The sequence below is a fragment of the Mesorhizobium sp. G2-6-1 genome (genome assembly GCF_055809095.1).
Genome location: NZ_CM147896.1, coordinates 1446500 through 1463024 on the forward strand (window position 1 = coordinate 1446500; position 16525 = coordinate 1463024).

Here is a 16525-nt window from a genome sequence, read left to right on the forward strand (position 1 = left end):
CGTCTGTTCCTCCATGATTAATAGTATCGGCCCGCAAGCCTTGCGGGCTAAGCGATTAAGGCACGAGCGCGAGCGCGCCGTTGCCGCAATAATATCTGCTATCCTCCCATACGCCCCGACGCCTGCTTCAATCGACACGATCATTGATCGGCGAACCTCCCAAAGCGTCAGGCACGTAGAGGTTGTGACTCTTCGCCATAACTGTCAAATGCCAACTGCGACGGTTGATATATCGAAACTGGTATGCCTATTTCTATCCCGCATCATGCCATCGGATTGCCAATATTATCGATCCTCGAAGTGAACTGACGGACGAGCGGAGGCTGAGAAATGAGTGACAGCGGTGCCATTCCAAGAGATTTGACAGACCGGTCAGGCAAAGGCGACCACCTGCTGCGCAGTGGGCTCAGCCTGAGGCATATGCGCATGATGGCGGCACTTGACGAGCATGGCCGTGTCAGCGCTGCCGCGCAGGTGATGAACATTTCCCAGCCGGCAGCTTCACGCATGATTGCCGAGATGGAGGCCATCCTCGACATTTCGCTTTGTGAACGCCTGCCACGAGGCATCTCGCTTACCCCCTATGGCAAGGCACTGGCGAGGCGCGCCCACAGCATCCTGCTTGAAATGCGCGAAGCCGACCGCGAAATTGCGGAGCTGAAAGCGGGCAAGGGTGGCGCGGTTTTTCTCGGCGCCGTCACCGCACCCGCGATCGAACTTGCGGTGCCCGCGATTCGTGAAATCCGCCGGCTTTATCCCCGCATCGAAATTACCATGCAGGTGGAAACCAGCAATGTGCTTGCGCGTGAACTCGTCGCCACGCGCCATGATTTCATCATTGCGCGCATACCCGACGATCTCAATCCGCGCCTGTTTGAAAGCCGCGTGATCGGCATAGAGAAAGCCTGCCTGATCGTGCGCCGTGGCCACCCGTTGCTGCGAGGAAAAACCGTGGCCCTGGAGGAAACGGCGGGCTACGACTGGGTTTTCCAATCGGGAGGTTCACCTCTTAGGCAGGCGATGGAAGCCAATTTCCTCAACCGCAACATTGCGTTGCCGGATCGCATCCTGAACACGAGTTCGCTGCTGCTGACGCTGGTCATGGTCGCGCAATCCGATGCAATCGCACCTGTATCGATTCAGGTCGCGCGATTTATCCAGAGTCCGGAAGGCATGTCGGGTGCCATCGACATTATCCCAACCGAATTCGACATTGAGGTCAGGCCCTACAGCCTCATAACAATCAAGAATCGTGTTTTATCGCCAGCAGCCAAAATGTTGCATGACTTCATCCTGCGTGAAGTCGGCTAAATTTATTTCAGGCGCTGTGAAGTTGGAGCCGGTGTCCGCCCGATGCTTTAAGCGATGCGCAGAATATGGTTGTCCCATACATAGTCAGGTTCCGATAAGGTTTTTCCGCCGGGGCTAACTATATTGCCTGCCCCCGTTGTCGAGACGAACCCCGGCCCATCAGGTGCGATACCGCATACTTCTACAAGCGACTTTGTCGAAACAATATTGCCGCTGCCGGCATCGATCACGGCAAGAGAATTTCCCTGCGGAGACGAAACTGCCACAGTACCCGCAAAAGGATTGGCAGCGACAGAACCGATATAATTGCGAAAACCGGACAACACCTTTTGCGGCATGTCCAACAGTGCCAGATCCTCACCGCGCGCGGCGCGCCCAACCAGCAATGGCTGATCGATCCCCGGCCCTTTGTACTGGCAACCGAACCAGATAGTGCCTGAGGCATCGGCATCCATATGCCGGATCGAAAGTTGATGAAGGCTGGACGGCAACTCATGTTTTTCGATCAGATCGCCATTTGTGCGGTCGATCAGAACATAGGATGGTTTCATGGTCGCAAGGTTGAGTTCTGCGCGGCCATAGTCCGGATGGGTTTCAATACCACCATTGGCCACCGCAATCGTCTTTCCATCGCCCAGCAACAAGAGCTCATGCGGCCCCATGCCATAAGTCGGGAATTCTCCGACCCGTTCGAAATCGGCGCGGGCATCATATATTCCGACCATACCAGCGGCATTGTCGAAGTCGTTCTCGGTGGCATATAGCAGCGTGCCGTCCGGCGAAAACACGCCGTGGCCGAAGAAATGGCGGCCGGGAATGCTGGCAATGGTGTGCGGCACTTTGTGGCCTGTATGGTCGAACACGACCGCAAATGTACCGGGCTGTCGGGCGAAGACGACGGAGCGGCGTGATACCGGATCAAACGTCACGTCATGGCCACGATCAGGCAAGCTGATCGTATGCAATATCTTTCCCGCTTCGGAGAGAACGGCTGCTCCATAGCTTCCATCATGTTTGACGAATGCCGTGGCAAAGACAGCATCTGATGCAAGTGTGCCGGCCCATGCCGCCGGGGTCATGGCTGCAATAAAAGCGGCTCCTGCCGATCGCAAAAAGTCACGTCGGTCGATAAGCGGCGTGCGCATCTCAATCTCCGTCCAGCGAGGAAAAGCCTGCGGTAAGACCGAATTCGGCGCTCAAGCGGTTACCAAACAGATTGGAAAGACTGCTGGTAACCAAAGAAATATAGTCCAGCTTCTTACGCTGTACCGGATCGGCAAGAGCCTTGTTGATTGGTCCGGTCACATTTTTTGCCGCTGCCGCACCGTTGACAAGCTGAATATGAATCGACTCCGCCATCCATCGGGCTTCGGGCGATAAGGCATCGCCGAGCCGGGAGCTTTCAAACAAACGGTCCATGCCCTCGAAATTGGCGGCAAGCGACATGCCCGTGTTTCCCGAGCGCCAATAGAGTGCGCGCTTTGGCTTGTCCCTGGCTGGGTCGCCGGCAAGAAACGCTCGCAAGCGCACGTCGCGCATCATCTCAAGTCCATTGATAAAGACGCCCATCAATTCGGTCACTGCTTCCGATCCATCTCGATAGAGCGGATTGTCAGGACCTGGTTCAGACCAGAGCGCGGCAAAGCCGTCGGGCTTTTTCCATGCAACGTCGACGTCTTTCGCCATGGTTTCGATATTTGCCGCAACCGCCGCGCCGAACGCGCATCTATACGGGTCGCCCTGTCCTGCGAGCGCTTCGGCACCTGTGCCATACAGCGCATATTCCAATGCGCCGAAACCTTGCATGGCAACACTCTTCGCAGCCAGTTGCAACGGATCACTCGCTGTTGGGTCTCCCTCGGAAAGGGCCGCTTGCACCTGCTTCAAGCCAATGCTTTTACGATCCGGCCAGAACAACATGCGTTCAAAACGATTACCTTCCCTGATGGGGCCGAATGTAATGATTTCCACATTGGACCAGGCCTCGGCAGCCTTTACAAATGCGGTGTGGGCGGCTTCAAGATTAGCCGTTGATGGCGTGGCGCAAAGTGCCTTCATGGAGCCATTCAGCGCCGATGCCTGATCGCTCAGATGCGCATAAGCGGGGCGGACAAAGCCTTCGATTGCCTGTTCGATCACACTTGACGCCTTGACTGCGGCGAATGCCGGCGAGGCAAGACCAAAGGCCAGTGGCAGTATCAGAGCCAGCGCATAGCGCTTCGACATCACAAGGACTCCAGGAATTTTATCAAGGCTTCACGGTCGGCTGCATCAGCGGCGGCAAAGCGGTCACGGGCCGCTTGGGCTTCACCTCCATGCCAAAGAATAGCTTCGCTGAAATTGCGCGCTCGACCATCATGCAGGAAGAAGGTGTGACCATTGACCTTTTTGGTCAGCCCAATGCCCCATAGCGGTGGCGTGCGCCACTCATTGCCTGTGGCATCGCCAACTTTCTGGCCATCTGCCAGACCCTCACCCATGTCATGCAAAAGGAAATCCGAATACGGCCAGATCAGCTGAAATTTCTGTGCCTTGTTGGGCGCATCGCGGCGCGTAACAAATTTCGGCGTATGGCACGACGTGCAGCCCATTTCGTAAAATGCCTTCTTGCCCGAAAGCACCTTAGGGTCGGCAAGCGTGCGCCGCGCTGGCACGGCCAAATTCTGCGAATAGAAGGTAATGAGGTCCATAACCGGCGACGGTGCCTCGGTATCGCCGAGACGCTTTTGAACCCCGGTCGGCATGGCGAGGCAGCCGGTTTGCGCCTTGGTACAGTCACCCCAATTGCGCGGTGCCTCTGGTGAGGAAACGCCGATATCGCCCGCAAGGGCATCAGCCGATTGCTGGCGTATGGAGGTTGCCTGCGCCTTCCAGCCGAAACGGCCAAGCGTCAATTCACCAGTGGCACTGTCGCGCACGAACGCGGCTTTGCCCGAAATTCCATCCCCATCCTCATCATCGGGGTCTGCTTGAGCCAGAATATCCGCAGGATGGATCTGTTCGACCAAGCCAAGTCCGATCATTGGCGGCGATATGCGTGGCGACAAAGTGGTTCGCGCATCCATCGGTCCATAAGCAAGATCTTCGACCGCATAGCTTGGCCGGCGAAGCGGCACGACGCTTCCATCACCGAGGGTAACCGGCTCTTCGCGGTAGGTAATGTGCATGCGGCCTTCGCTCGAAAGACCGGGTACCGCAAGATCCTGAAATTGCGTGCCGTATACGGGGTCGGGGAAATTCAATGCCCGGTGATCCCTTACTGCTTCTCTTTCTTCAGCCGTGTCGGCCTCGCGGGCGAGACGCAGAAACATCGACGTGGCGTCAAGACTGTGTTCAGGCGGATGACCCCGGCCATCTTTCAGATGGCAACTTTGACAGGCCCGTGCATTGAACAGCGGGCCGAGCCCGTCGGATGCCTGAGTTGAAGAAGGCGACGACACCCAGTTTTTGCGAAACAATGCATTGCCGAGCTTGAACGTGCCTTCTTCTTCGAATGTAATATTTGCCGACGAATGGGAGAAAGAATCGGCATTGACCCGCTTTCTCGATGTGCCGGCACCGCCTTGCATTAGCTCGAATTTCTCGGGCTTTGAAAAGTCTGTAGTCGGCTTGGTTATTGCCTCGACGCGCGCTCGATCCTTCGGCGTCAGATCGGTGCGCCCCGATGCGCCAGGTTCATTGGCGTAAGCGACGGCAGGCAGTAGAGTGAGTAAGCCCAGCGCCATGAACATGTGCGTTGACCAGCGCGACGCATGGCGCGCACCGATGTTTTGCAAGAGCCTATACCTGCGCAGCCCGATCAATGCAGGGCTGGCAGGAAAGCATCGCACGCGGCGCAAGAATTCTAGTTGGCGCCGCATCCCGGCATATCCTTATTCCGCCTCGTTCGCTGAATCAGCGTTGAGCAGGCCATATTTTTCATCGCCGATCGACGAGAGCAGTTCGAGTTGCGTTTCGAGAAAGTCGATGTGACCTTCTTCATCCGCGAGCAGTTCCTCAAACAGCTTCATGCTCACATAGTCGCCCAGTTCGTTACAAATCTCGCGCGACTTCTTGTAGGCATTGCGCGCCTCGTGTTCCCCGGCAAGATCCGATTCCAGTACTTCTTTCACATTTTGCCCGATGCGCAGCGGCGCAACGGTTTGCAAATTCGGGTGGCCTTCAAGGAAGATAATGCGCGCCACGAGCCGATCAGCATGATGCATCTCCTCAATTGATTCAGCGCGTTCTTTCCGGGCCAGCTTGGTGTATCCCCAATCTTCAAGCAGACGGAAATGCACCCAATATTGATTGACGGCACCAAGCTCCAGAAACAGAGCCTCGTTAAGCCGCTCGATGACCTGCGTTTCGCCTTTCATGGCCTATGCTCCCAAATTGGACGCGCAGTGTCCTGACGCGCTCTATGTGTGAAACGACATCCACACCGTCCACATCTGAACGGGCATGGTATTCCTCCGTTACCCGAATGATCGTTTCGACCACATTTGGAAAACAGCCGCAACAGCGGCCACGCTTATTCATCGAATGATAGACTTTTGCCGGGACAATCATCTGCCATGCATCCTGATCAAGCAGGGCGATAATGGCCTGCTCGACTTCCTTTTGAGTTATGACGTTGCACTGACAGATCAGCATTTCGAACTCTCATCTGGCTCATGGCGCGCGCATTGCGCGCCATATTGCTTGACAATGTTACCTACTGGAAAACCGCGTCCGGAGAATCAAGGCTATCGGAGCCTTCAAAGGCGACAGCATCAATCTTGAGTGATGCAACCGCACGTTCAATCGACTTGGTCTGGTCAACCAAGGCGTCGATGGCCGCCTGCACTGTAGCGTTACCTTCCACATTTCCCTCGGCAATCTGCTGGTCATAGGCTTCACCCGCCAATACGCGAGCTTTTATGGCCTCCATTTTGGCAATGGTCACGTCCAGCTTGCCCGAAAGTTCGGCATCGATGGCCGGATCGGCCGCCTTGACCAAGTCGGCAACAGATGGCCCTTTTACGACTGTGCCGTCGAGACGCACATAGCTGCCATGATAAACATTGCGAATGCCGACTGCATCATAAAGATGGGAGATATGCGTGTTGTCCGAGAAGCAATCATGCTCCTCTTCCGGATCGTGCAGCAGAAGGCCGAGTTTCATGCGCTCGCCGGCAAGTTCGCCATAAGACAATGAGCCCATGCCTGTGAAGATGGTTGAAATGGCAGCCTTCTCGTCTTTGCTATCAAGTGCTGCGCGTGCGGCACCGCCTTCCTTCCAGTCGCCCACCATTTCCTCGATATCCTGTACGAGCAAATCACTTGCGGATTTGAGATATTGTGCACGCCGGTCGCAATTTCCGCCGGTGCAGTTGGCAATGTCATAGTCCGTAAAGGGACGATTGCCGGCACCAGGCCCCGTGCCGTTCAGATCTTGGCCCCAAAGCATGAATTCGATGGCATGGTAACCCGTTGCCACATTTGCTTCGATATCGCCTGCTTCCTGCAATGTTCCAGACAGGAATTCAGGCGTCAGGTCGGTTGCGTCGATCTCCTTGCCGTCGATCTCTATCTTCGGATTGGCAATGATGTTTGCCCTGTAAAGTGAATTTTCATCAGACTCCGTGCCATATGACTGGTCAACATAGTCGATCAGGCCTTCATCCAGCGGCCAGGCATTGACGCGGCCTTCCCACTCGTCAACGATGGGGTTTCCGAAACGGTAAACCTCGGTCTGCTGATAGGGAATACGCGATGCTTTCCAGGCGTCGCGAGCGGCAGTGAGGGCCTCTTCGGAAGGCTTGGCAAGCAGCGCATCAACTGCCGTATCGAGTGCCTTCGCTGTTGTCAGCGAATCTTCGTATTTGGCAAGCGCAATATCGGCGTAGGTCTTGATAACGGCCTTGGTCTCTACATCGGCTTTTGCCGGCAATACAAAAACCGCCGCAGTCAGAACCGCTGTTGCACCGATCGCGGCAATCCGACTACCGGATCGCAAATTTATAGCGCTTCTTCTTGTCATTCTCGTCTCCTCAGGAATTCATTTTACAATCGACAGCGACACAGCCGATGCGGTTTTAAGGGGAATTTGCGGAGAACCCTGGCGGCTTCGACGCGGAAGCCAAGCGTCTGAATTATCGACGCGGCGCATGAACGCCATACACAGGAAACCGCAATAATGCGGCTAGCAGAAATAAGACACGAATGCCTCCAATCGAAAGGGTTAAAGGCCCAAACATCAAAGGAATCGCTGATGGCGCCACGAACTCCATAAATCGAAGAATGGCTTGCGAGTCAACTGTGTTTTCAAAAATTACCTATTTGAAACAATAGTTTAGAACTATTCTAAACTATTACAGTCAAGTTTAATGTGTTCTGCATCCAGATTTACCCGAGAGACATCGCAATGTTTGCCTGTGAGCCTGAAAGTGCGGGGCTGGCAGCATGGTTGGCGGATATTGCCGGGGAAGGCGCTCCGCTTCGCCTGGCACATCTGGCTTGGCGCAGCAAACAGCAGTTTGTTAACGCAGGTGGGCTACGCTGACCGCAATGATTTCAATCGGCCAGCCATGGCGCACCTTACATTCATTAGGCGTCGATTGCCGGAACCGATAGATGCTTGTCCAACCTCAGCAAAGCCTGCATTCCGTGACCCAGCCGAAGGGCGTGGTCATCCTTGGCGGCGCACATGGAACGCTGGCCCTCGCGCGCGGGCTTGGCCAACAGAACATCCCGGTCTTTCTGGTCAGCAACGATACGCCGCTGCCCGGTTGGTCGCGTTACATCACCGCGAAATTCGATTGGCCGGGGGCAAATGATGAAGGCGCGCTTGCGTTCCTGCTTCAACTGACTTCGGTGCATGGCTTGACTGGATGCCTGTTGATCGCAGGTGGTGACAGCGAAGTGCGCCTGGTGTCGCAATCTGTCGACATACTCTCAAGCGTCTACAAAGTTGCGCTGACGCCATGGGAAAAGCTTCGATGGGTCTGTGAAAAACCTCAGCTTTATCGACGCGCGCGTGAACTGGATCTGGCCATACCGGAGACGTATGAACTAACGTCCGTAAAACAGGCGATGGGGGCAGATATAAACTTTCCGGTCGTGCTCAAGCCGAATATGGGCGGTGGGCAAAATCAGCTTTCGCGGGCCAAGGTCGTGCGTGCCGACGACAAGCTTTCATTTGTTGGTGCCTTCAAAGACGCTGCCGACCATATTGGCGCTGAAAATGTCGTTGCGCAGCAATTGATACCCGGCGGCGGGGAAAGCCAATTTTCCTACGCTGCACTGTGGAGTGAAGGCCGACCCGTCGCTGAATTCACGGCACGGCGCACGCGCCAATATCCCGTTGAGTTTGGTTATACGAGTACGTTTGTCGAGATTGTCGATGCCCCCGAGGTCTTGATCGCAGCACACCGCCTGCTTGCGTCAATCGAGTATAACGGGCTTGTAGAGGTCGAGTTCAAACGTGATGTGCGCGACGGTTTGTTGAAACTGCTTGATGTCAACCCGCGGCCATGGTCGTGGTTCGGATTGGCCGCCGCCGCAGGTGTCGACCTTGGCGCGATGTTGTGGGCAATCGCAAACGGTCGCGAAGTCGATGCGGGGCAAGCGCGTCTGGGCACCGCGTGGATGTATCTGGTGCGCGATCTGGTGGCAGGCTCCATTCTTGCCATGCGCGGCAGCCTTCCGGTCAGCGCCTACGTGCGTTCATTTGCTTCGGTACGGGCATGGGCAACGTTTTCGGCCAATGACCCGCTGCCAGGCCTGGTTGACCTGCCCTTGACAGCATGGCGCGTTCTGACGCGGCGTATTCTTCGATAGAACTAATAAATTGATCGGCGTGACTTATTACAATGTCCTTGAAGTCCAATCTAAAACGAGCATTGAAACAGGCGGCAATCCGCACGGGCCTGGAAGGCGTTGCAGCTAGCCGGGCCGGGTCATTTTGGCCTAGCGCCGGCGGGCGTGGCGTTATCTTTACACTTCATCATGTCAGGCCAGATTGCCCGCTGCCGTTCCGACCCAATGCCTTGCTATCGGTTACGCCTGAGTTTCTCGAAGTGGCGATAAAAACCAGCGTCCAATGCGGCCTCACGCCCGTACCATTGGAAGAGTTGCCGCGCCTGCTTGCCGACCGAAATGACACGCGGCGCTTCGTCTCATTTACCCTTGATGACGGCTATCGCAACAATGCAGAACATGCGGCTCCGGTCTTTCGCAAGCATGGCATTCCCTACACGATTTTTATCACCAAGGGATTTGTCGAGCGAACACGGTCATTGTGGTGGGAAACTGCCGAGGCACTCGCTCGAGCAAAAGACGCAATCGAATTCGACTTCGGACATGGCGTCGAGACCGTTCAGATGGCGACTGCCGCCCAAAAACGGGAGGCGTTCGGCCGTATCGACAGTTTCGTCCGATCTATCGAGGAGGACGAAGCAATTGCGCGGCTCGACATGACGGCAAGGGCGCATGGGATCGACCCTTTGGCGATTACCGACGAACTTGTCATGGATGCAAAGGAACTGCAGGCGCTTTCACGCGATCCGCTGGTCCGCTTTGGTGCGCATACCCTTACTCATGTCAACCTCAGGCGCGTGGATGCAACAAGGCTGCGCGACGAGATCACCGGATCGGCGGATGCCGTTGAAGCCTATGTCGAGCGTCGGCCTACGAGCCTTGCCTATCCTTACGGTTACGCCGCAGCGGTCGGAAATCGCGAGTTTGTTGCCGCAACCGATGCCGGCTTCACGATTGCGGTGACGACGCAACCGGGTGTTTTGCGTGCTTCAGATATTGCCCACCCGACTGCGTTTAATCGTGTTTCCTTGAACGGTCTCTACCAGAAGAAGCGTTATGTCGAGGCGCTGATCTCCGGCATCCCGCTAAGGTTCACCTAATGCATGCCGCCCAAAAGTGTGTAGCGGTTTTGGGGTAATGACATGCATGAAAACAGGATGCATGCCGCCCAAAAGTGTGCAGCGGTTTTCCATCTGCCCTAAAGAATGAACCGCGACAGGTCCGTATTGCGCGACAAGTCGCCAACATGCTTTTCCACATAGCTGGCATCTATGGTCACGGACGTGCCGTTTCTGTCAGGCGCGTCGTAGGAAATGTCGTCGAGCACACGCTCCATGACCGTTTGCAAACGCCGTGCGCCGATGTTCTCGACGCTGGAATTCAGATCGACGGCAATGCCGGCCAGTGAATCTATCGCATCTTCAGTGAAGTCGAGCGTGACACCTTCCGTTCCCATCAACGCGATATATTGCTTGATGAGACTGGCTTCCGTCTCGGTGAGGATACGCACGAAATCATCCTTTTCCAGCGCCCGCAATTCGACACGAATCGGCAGTCGACCCTGAAGCTCGGGTAAGAGGTCGGATGGTTTCGAGACGTGAAATGCACCGGATGCAATGAACAATATATGATCGGTTTTCAGCGGCCCATATTTGGTTGCCACTGTCGTGCCCTCAACCAGCGGCAAGAGGTCGCGCTGCACACCTTCACGTGAAGGGCCTCCGGAAATATCGCTACGCGCGGCGATCTTGTCGATCTCGTCGAGGAAGACAATGCCGTCATTTTCAGCCGATTCAAGCGCGCGGCGCACGACCTCATCCTGATCGAGCAATTTGTCGGATTCATCCGAAATCAGGAGTTTGTAAGACTCCTTGACCGTTGTCTTGCGTGTTTTGGTGCGCGTGCCACCCATCGCCTTCGACAGCATATCGTTGATGTTCATGACACCTATATTGGCGCCAGGCATACCGGGGATCTCAAAGCCAGGCATGCCACCGGTGCCGCTATCGGCCACCTCGACCTCGATTTCCTTATCGTCGAGGTCACCTTCGCGTAGTTTCTTGCGGAATGAATCACGCGTCGCGGGGCTCGCTGTCTTGCCCACAAGCGCTTCAAGCACGCGCTCTTCCGCATTGATATGGGCGCGGGCCTTGACATCCTCGCGCATCTTTTCGCGCACAATACCGATTGCAGCTTCGACAAGATCGCGGATGATTTGTTCGACATCGCGACCGACATAGCCAACCTCGGTAAACTTGGTGGCCTCGACCTTGATGAAAGGTGCGCCAGCCAACCTTGCCAGGCGGCGCGAGATCTCGGTCTTGCCGACGCCGGTCGGGCCGATCATCAAGATGTTCTTCGGCATCACCTCTTCGCGCATCTGGCCTTCGAGTTGCTGGCGCCGCCAGCGGTTTCTGAGCGCGATAGCTACGGCCCGTTTGGCATCCTTCTGACCGATGATGAAACGATCGAGTTCCGATACGATTTCTCGGGGGAAAATGTACTCATTATCTACAATCCACTTTGCCACTGCTTGATGAACTCGAACGGATGCAGCAGCATGATCACGTTGAGCGTCAGATTGTCGCGAATGATGTAGGCAGTACCGATCTCGAAAACGAGGGCTATCGTCACGACAACCCATATAGGAAGTTTTCGGGCCAGAACAAAACCGGCGATCATCGCCAGTGTGTCCGATACTGAATTGATGATCGAATCACCGAAATAGTCGAGCGATATGGTAGCCGCACGATAGCGCTCTATAATCATCGGGCTGTTCTCAAGGATTTCCCATCCGCCTTCGATCAGCATTGCAAAACCAAGCCGCAGCCAGATCGAACTGCGCGGAAACAGAAACCATGTCAGCGCATAAAACAGAAACCCGTGGATGATATGTGAAGGCGTGTACCAGTCTGATATATGCTGCGAGTTCTCCGAACTCACCACCACGCCATGCCACAGCTTGACGTAACCGCATTCACAGATTGGAATTCGGCCCATTGCGTAAAGGATCAGCGCCTGGGTTGCGAGAAGCCCGATTACGATCACGACGCCCGCTGGCCACGACAGGCTCTGCCGCCACGATGCCTTGCCCTGGATGGACTGGGTCACGCCTGCACATCTCCATCTTCGCCGTCGCGTGCCATCAATACCGCAGGACCATATTTCGACTGCCGTTGCTCGACCAGCCTGAAGCCTGCTTTTTCATATGCGCGTATGGCCCGGGCATTAGCCGGATGAGGATCGGTGATTACGCGTATTGCGCCCTCCTCGAGCAACTCGTCGCAAAATTGACGGATCAGGCGCGTTCCGTGGCCGAGACCAAGCAACTGTGGCGGGCCGATGAACTGGTCGATGCCAACTGTGCCAAATGGTTGATCGCGATAAGGATGATCGTCTTCCAGATGTGGATCGTAGCTTTGCAGATAGCCGATTGCCTTGCCGTCAAGTTCGACGATCAGCGGTTCAACCGAGATGCTGTCCAAGTGCTCGCGGATGGCGGCAAGCTCCACCTCCGGTGTCTCCCACCATTGGATGACATGTGGCTCGGCCAGCCATGCTGCAAGCTGCGGCATGTCTTTCATTGTAACCGGCCGGAAATCGTAGGTGGGGCCGTCGTCAGGCGGCATCGATCACTTCGACAATGAAGCTGTTGTTGGTGTAGACGCAGATTTCTGAAGCGATCTGCATCGCCTTGCGGGCTATTTCCTCCGCATCCTTGTCGGTATCCATCAAGGCGCTGGCCGCCGCCAGTGCGTAATTGCCGCCGGAACCGATCGCCATGACACCATGCTCCGGTTCCAGCACATCGCCATTGCCTGTCAGCGCCAGCGAAACCGACTTGTCGGCAACCAGCATCATTGCCTCAAGACGGCGCAGATAGCGATCCGTGCGCCAGTCCTTGGCGAGTTCGACGCAAGCGCGTGTCAGCTGATTCGGATATTGCTCAAGCTTGGCTTCGAGTCGTTCCAGAAGAGTGAAAGCGTCGGCAGTCGCACCGGCAAAACCGGCAATAACATTATCATCCTTGCCAATGCGGCGAACCTTGCGGGCGTTGCCTTTCATGATGGTCTGGCCAAGGCTCACCTGGCCGTCACCGGCAATCACCACCTTGCCGCCTTTGCGCACGCTGACGATCGTTGTCGCATGCATGGTTAGATCATTAGCCATATGTTGCTCCGAGTTCGCGCCATCCCTATCAGGCGATTTGCGCGTTACGAGTGTCGTTGTCGCATATGTATGCCCTTGGGGTGCGATTGCAAACAGGTTGAATTCACCCGCGCCTGTTCACTATGCCAACTGGTCATTGCCCGATCATGCTGCTAGAAGGCTCTCGCTTTTTAAAACGCAGGATTTCTGTCATTCCACGTGAATTCAGGGACAAGGATCAGGTCATGTCACCCCGTTCCGCAAAAGTGAGCCGCAAGACGAACGAAACCGATATCGCGGTTTCGCTTCATGTCAATGGAACGGGTGCCCGCGACATCGCGACCGGCATCGGTTTCTTCGATCATATGCTGGACCAGCTTTCGCGCCATTCGCTGATCGATATGACCGTCAAAGCCAAGGGCGACCTTCATATCGACGATCATCACGCGGTCGAAGACACCGGCATTGCGCTCGGTCAGGCCCTGTCGAAAGCGCTTGGCGAGCGGCGCGGCATCATGCGCTACGCCTCTCTGGATCTGGCAATGGACGAGACATTGACACGCGCTGCCATCGACGTGTCGGGGCGTCCGTTCCTCGTCTGGGACGTCAACTTCTCGTCGCCGAAAATTGGGACCTTTGACACGGAACTGGTGCGCGAGTTCTTTCAGGCGCTTTCCCAGCATGCGGGCATTACACTGCATGTCACCAATCACTACGGCGCCAACAACCATCATATCGCAGAGACCTGCTTCAAGGCGGTGGCACGCGTCTTGCGTGCTGCGCTCGAACCCGATCCGCGCCAGCCGGATGCCGTTCCTTCCACCAAAGGATCGCTGAAGGGATAGAAATGGCCACCTATGTCGTTATGGAGCCGCCCGGCGGTGGTCACGAATCCACCGCACAACAATCGGTGTTCATCCGTGACGGATTTACCTGGCTTGGTTTCCTGCTGCCGCCATTGTGGCTTTTATGGCATCGCCTGTGGATCGAAGCAGCATTGGCCTTTCTGGTGGCAGTTCTGTTGTCCGGGCTTGGAGAAGTGGCGGGCTTTGGCCTTTCCAGTTCGCTGCTCGGTCTTCTCGTTTCACTATATGTCGGCTTGGAAGGGCAGGCATTGCGGATCGGTGCATTGCGACGCCGCGGTTGGCGCGAATGGGGTGTGGTCGAAGCCGACAGTCAAGATGATGCGGATATCCGCTATGCATTGGAGGCCGTTGAGGAGCCGCCCGAAATGGATGCTCCGGTCAGGATCGTGCCAGGCATGACCAATGGACGGTCCACACAAGCACAACCGTCGCTTGGACTTGTGCCTTTTTCCGGTGGGCCCTGAACATGCATATTGCCATCGTCGACTATGGCTCAGGCAATCTGCGTTCCGTCACAAAAGCTTTCGAACGCGCGGCACATGAAGCGGGTATTCGCGCTGAGATCGAACTGACTGCAGATGCTGAACGCGTAGGTGGAGCTGACCGCATCGTGTTGCCGGGCGTCGGCGCCTATGCCGATTGCGCTACCGGGCTGCACGGTGTTGACGGCATGTGGGATGCGCTCAAAGAAACGGTTATCGCCAAGGCAAGACCGTTTCTCGGCATTTGCGTGGGAATGCAGCTCATGTCGGAGCGCGGGTTGGAAAAAACAACCACCACCGGCTTTGGCTGGATTGCTGGCGACGTGAAGGAAATCACGCCGGCCGACGTGTCGCTGAAAATCCCGCAAATCGGCTGGAATACGATCAACTTGACGCATGAGCATCCGCTTTTTACAGGCATTCCCACCGGGTCAGATGGTCTTCATGCCTATTTCGTCCATTCCTATCAGCTTGACGCCAGCAAGCCGCACGAGGTTTTGGCGACTACTGACTATGGCGGCCAGATTACGGCAGCAGTAGTGCGTGACAACCTTGCCGGCACGCAGTTTCATCCGGAAAAGAGCCAGACACTGGGTTTGGCTCTGATCGCCAACTTCCTGAAATGGAGCCCATGAAATGGAAACCGCGGTCAAAAAAGGATACTGGATGGCGATGGTTGATGTTCGCGATCCCGAAATCTATCGCAAATATATCGAAGCCAACGCCGCCGCCTTCAGTAAATATGGCGCGAAATTCGTTGTGCGTTCGGGGCAATATTCAAACCCCGAAGGTCCAACCGGGAACCGTCATGTGATGATCGAGTTTGAATCCTACCAGACCGCACTCGCTTGTTATGCTTCACCGGAATACCAGAACGCCTTGCAATACCGGCTTGCGGCATCAAGCGGGCAAGTTGTCATTGTCGAGGGCGCATAATTCATGATCCTGTTCCCTGCCATTGACCTCAAGGATGGAAGCTGTGTGCGGCTCAAGCACGGCGACATGGCAACCGCGACGATCTACAATGACGACCCGGCAGCACAGGCAAAAGCCTTCGAGGAACAAGGGTTTACATGGCTGCACGTTGTGGACCTCAACGGCGCCTTCAAGGGTGAAAGCGTCAACGCCGCCGCAGTCGGTGCCATTCTCAAGGCGACGCATAATCCCGTTCAACTCGGCGGCGGCATCCGCACCACGGCGCAAATCGAGGATTGGCTTGATCGCGGCCTTGCCCGCGTCATTCTCGGTACCGTCGCGGTGCGCGATCCCGATCTCGTCAAAGCCGCCTGCAAAGCCTTTCCCGGCAAAATTGCCGTTGGCATCGACGCCAAGGGAGGGAAAGTGGCGGTCGAAGGATGGGCCAAAGCCTCCAGTCTCGGCGTCATCGAACTGGCGAAGAAGTTCGAGGGAGCCGGAGTTGCGGCTATCATCTATACGGATATCGACCGTGACGGCGTTTTGACCGGTATCAACTGGAACGCCACCATAGATTTGGCGCAAGCCGTGTCGATCCCGGTGATAGCATCGGGCGGGCTTGCCTCGTTGGCCGACATCGTGCGCATGACCATGCCGGACGCCACAAGACTGGAAGGCGCTATTTCCGGACGCGCCATATATGATGGGCGCATTGATCCCGACGAAGCCCTCACAATATTGCGCGATGCGAGGGCCAGAGGAGGCGCACAATGAAAATCGCGATCATCCTCGCGTCCTATGACAGTGGAAATTACCACGAGGGGTTTGGACAGGGGCCGGACGCGCTTATCGCAGGTGGGTTGGTTGAAGCGCTGACCCTGAACGACCACGATGTCACCGTCGAGGATATCGGACAGGTGGGCGAGGCGCAGGAGCGTGAAATAGCAACCGGTTTTGCCGTGTGCAAAGCGGTGGCGACAAAGATCTCGTATTGCCCGTGACGATGATCGTTTTCCGATC

Annotated in this window: 19 protein-coding genes; 9 read left to right on the top strand and 10 right to left on the bottom strand. The window is 55.9% G+C overall.

Translation table 11 applies throughout. The annotated features are described in order from the left end of the window. The first annotated feature begins 330 nt into the window (after positions 1-330). Entirely contained in the window at positions 331-1311 is a 981-nt protein-coding gene (locus tag AC0L7S_RS06860; RefSeq protein WP_473473659.1) for a LysR family transcriptional regulator, read from the top strand. A 47-nt stretch (positions 1312-1358) separates the two neighbouring features. Here AC0L7S_RS06860 and AC0L7S_RS06865 read toward each other — a convergent pair whose 3' ends face one another. The 6 genes from AC0L7S_RS06865 to AC0L7S_RS06890 all read right to left on the bottom strand — a co-directional run bounded on the left by AC0L7S_RS06865 (position 1359) and on the right by AC0L7S_RS06890 (position 7315). Next, complete coding sequence (locus tag AC0L7S_RS06865; protein WP_473473660.1) at positions 1359-2456, bottom strand: DUF1513 domain-containing protein; 1098 nt, start codon at positions 2454-2456, stop codon at positions 1359-1361. Position 2457: 1 nt separating this feature from the next. Beyond that, positions 2458-3537 (bottom strand): imelysin family protein, encoded by a 1080-nt coding sequence (locus AC0L7S_RS06870; RefSeq protein WP_473473661.1) that lies wholly within the window; start codon positions 3535-3537, stop codon positions 2458-2460. Next, entirely contained in the window at positions 3537-5171 is a 1635-nt protein-coding gene (locus tag AC0L7S_RS06875; RefSeq protein ID WP_473473662.1) for a di-heme oxidoreductase family protein, read from the bottom strand. Before AC0L7S_RS06875 ends, AC0L7S_RS06870 begins: the two co-directional genes overlap by 1 nt. A gap of 12 nt (positions 5172-5183) precedes the next feature. After that, a complete protein-coding gene (gene bfr, locus AC0L7S_RS06880) occupies positions 5184-5669 on the bottom strand; it encodes a bacterioferritin (protein WP_473473663.1) in 486 nt (161 codons plus the stop codon). Continuing rightward, positions 5635-5946 carry a (2Fe-2S)-binding protein gene (locus AC0L7S_RS06885; protein ID WP_473473664.1) on the bottom strand — a complete coding sequence of 104 codons (312 nt, stop codon included), beginning with the start codon at positions 5944-5946 and terminating at the stop codon, positions 5635-5637. Before AC0L7S_RS06885 ends, bfr begins: the two co-directional genes overlap by 35 nt. A gap of 61 nt (positions 5947-6007) precedes the next feature. After that, positions 6008-7315 (bottom strand): imelysin family protein, encoded by a 1308-nt coding sequence (locus AC0L7S_RS06890; protein WP_473473665.1) that lies wholly within the window; start codon positions 7313-7315, stop codon positions 6008-6010. 593 nt (positions 7316-7908) lie between these two features. Here AC0L7S_RS06890 and AC0L7S_RS06895 point away from each other — a divergent pair. After that, on the top strand, positions 7909-9114 hold the full coding sequence (locus AC0L7S_RS06895) for a carboxylate--amine ligase (protein ID WP_473473666.1): 1206 nt from the start codon (positions 7909-7911) through the stop codon (positions 9112-9114). 32 nt (positions 9115-9146) lie between these two features. After that, positions 9147-10193 (top strand): polysaccharide deacetylase family protein, encoded by a 1047-nt coding sequence (locus AC0L7S_RS06900; protein ID WP_473473667.1) that lies wholly within the window; start codon positions 9147-9149, stop codon positions 10191-10193. A gap of 98 nt (positions 10194-10291) precedes the next feature. Here the strand turns inward: AC0L7S_RS06900 and hslU are convergent, their stop codons facing one another. Genes hslU through hslV form a run of 4 tightly spaced genes read right to left on the bottom strand, consistent with a single transcriptional unit; the run spans position 10292 to position 13263 of the window. Then, positions 10292-11623, bottom strand: a complete 1332-nt coding sequence (hslU, locus tag AC0L7S_RS06905) for an ATP-dependent protease ATPase subunit HslU (protein ID WP_473473668.1) — start codon at positions 11621-11623, stop codon at positions 10292-10294. Then, positions 11605-12162 (bottom strand): DUF2585 domain-containing protein, encoded by a 558-nt coding sequence (locus tag AC0L7S_RS06910; RefSeq protein WP_473474206.1) that lies wholly within the window; start codon positions 12160-12162, stop codon positions 11605-11607. The genes hslU and AC0L7S_RS06910 overlap by 19 nt, the downstream gene beginning before the upstream one ends. 38 nt (positions 12163-12200) lie before the next feature. Continuing rightward, entirely contained in the window at positions 12201-12722 is a 522-nt protein-coding gene (locus tag AC0L7S_RS06915) for a GNAT family N-acetyltransferase (protein ID WP_473473669.1), read from the bottom strand. Further along, complete coding sequence (gene hslV / locus AC0L7S_RS06920; RefSeq protein WP_473473670.1) at positions 12712-13263, bottom strand: ATP-dependent protease subunit HslV; 552 nt, start codon at positions 13261-13263, stop codon at positions 12712-12714. Before hslV ends, AC0L7S_RS06915 begins: the two co-directional genes overlap by 11 nt. Positions 13264-13487: 224 nt before the next feature. On the opposite strand from hslV, the gene hisB reads away from it, so the two are divergent. From hisB to AC0L7S_RS06950, 6 genes are read left to right on the top strand one after another with little or no spacing between them, the layout of a single operon-like run. Continuing rightward, positions 13488-14087 carry an imidazoleglycerol-phosphate dehydratase HisB gene (hisB, locus tag AC0L7S_RS06925; protein WP_473473671.1) on the top strand — a complete coding sequence of 200 codons (600 nt, stop codon included), beginning with the start codon at positions 13488-13490 and terminating at the stop codon, positions 14085-14087. A gap of 2 nt (positions 14088-14089) precedes the next feature. Further along, the gene (locus tag AC0L7S_RS06930; protein ID WP_473473672.1) at positions 14090-14572 is read left to right on the top strand and encodes a DUF2628 domain-containing protein; all 483 of its coding nucleotides are present in this window, start codon (positions 14090-14092) and stop codon (positions 14570-14572) included. A gap of 2 nt (positions 14573-14574) precedes the next feature. After that, entirely contained in the window at positions 14575-15225 is a 651-nt protein-coding gene (hisH, locus tag AC0L7S_RS06935) for an imidazole glycerol phosphate synthase subunit HisH (protein ID WP_473473673.1), read from the top strand. 1 nt (position 15226) lies between these two features. Continuing rightward, positions 15227-15526, top strand: coding sequence for a DUF1330 domain-containing protein (locus AC0L7S_RS06940; protein WP_473473674.1), 300 nt, complete (start codon positions 15227-15229; stop codon positions 15524-15526). Between the two features lie 3 nt (positions 15527-15529). Beyond that, complete coding sequence (gene hisA / locus AC0L7S_RS06945; protein WP_473473675.1) at positions 15530-16279, top strand: 1-(5-phosphoribosyl)-5-[(5-phosphoribosylamino)methylideneamino]imidazole-4-carboxamide isomerase; 750 nt, start codon at positions 15530-15532, stop codon at positions 16277-16279. Continuing rightward, positions 16276-16506 (top strand): hypothetical protein, encoded by a 231-nt coding sequence (locus AC0L7S_RS06950; protein ID WP_473473676.1) that lies wholly within the window; start codon positions 16276-16278, stop codon positions 16504-16506. The genes hisA and AC0L7S_RS06950 overlap by 4 nt, the downstream gene beginning before the upstream one ends. Positions 16507-16525 lie beyond the last annotated feature (19 nt).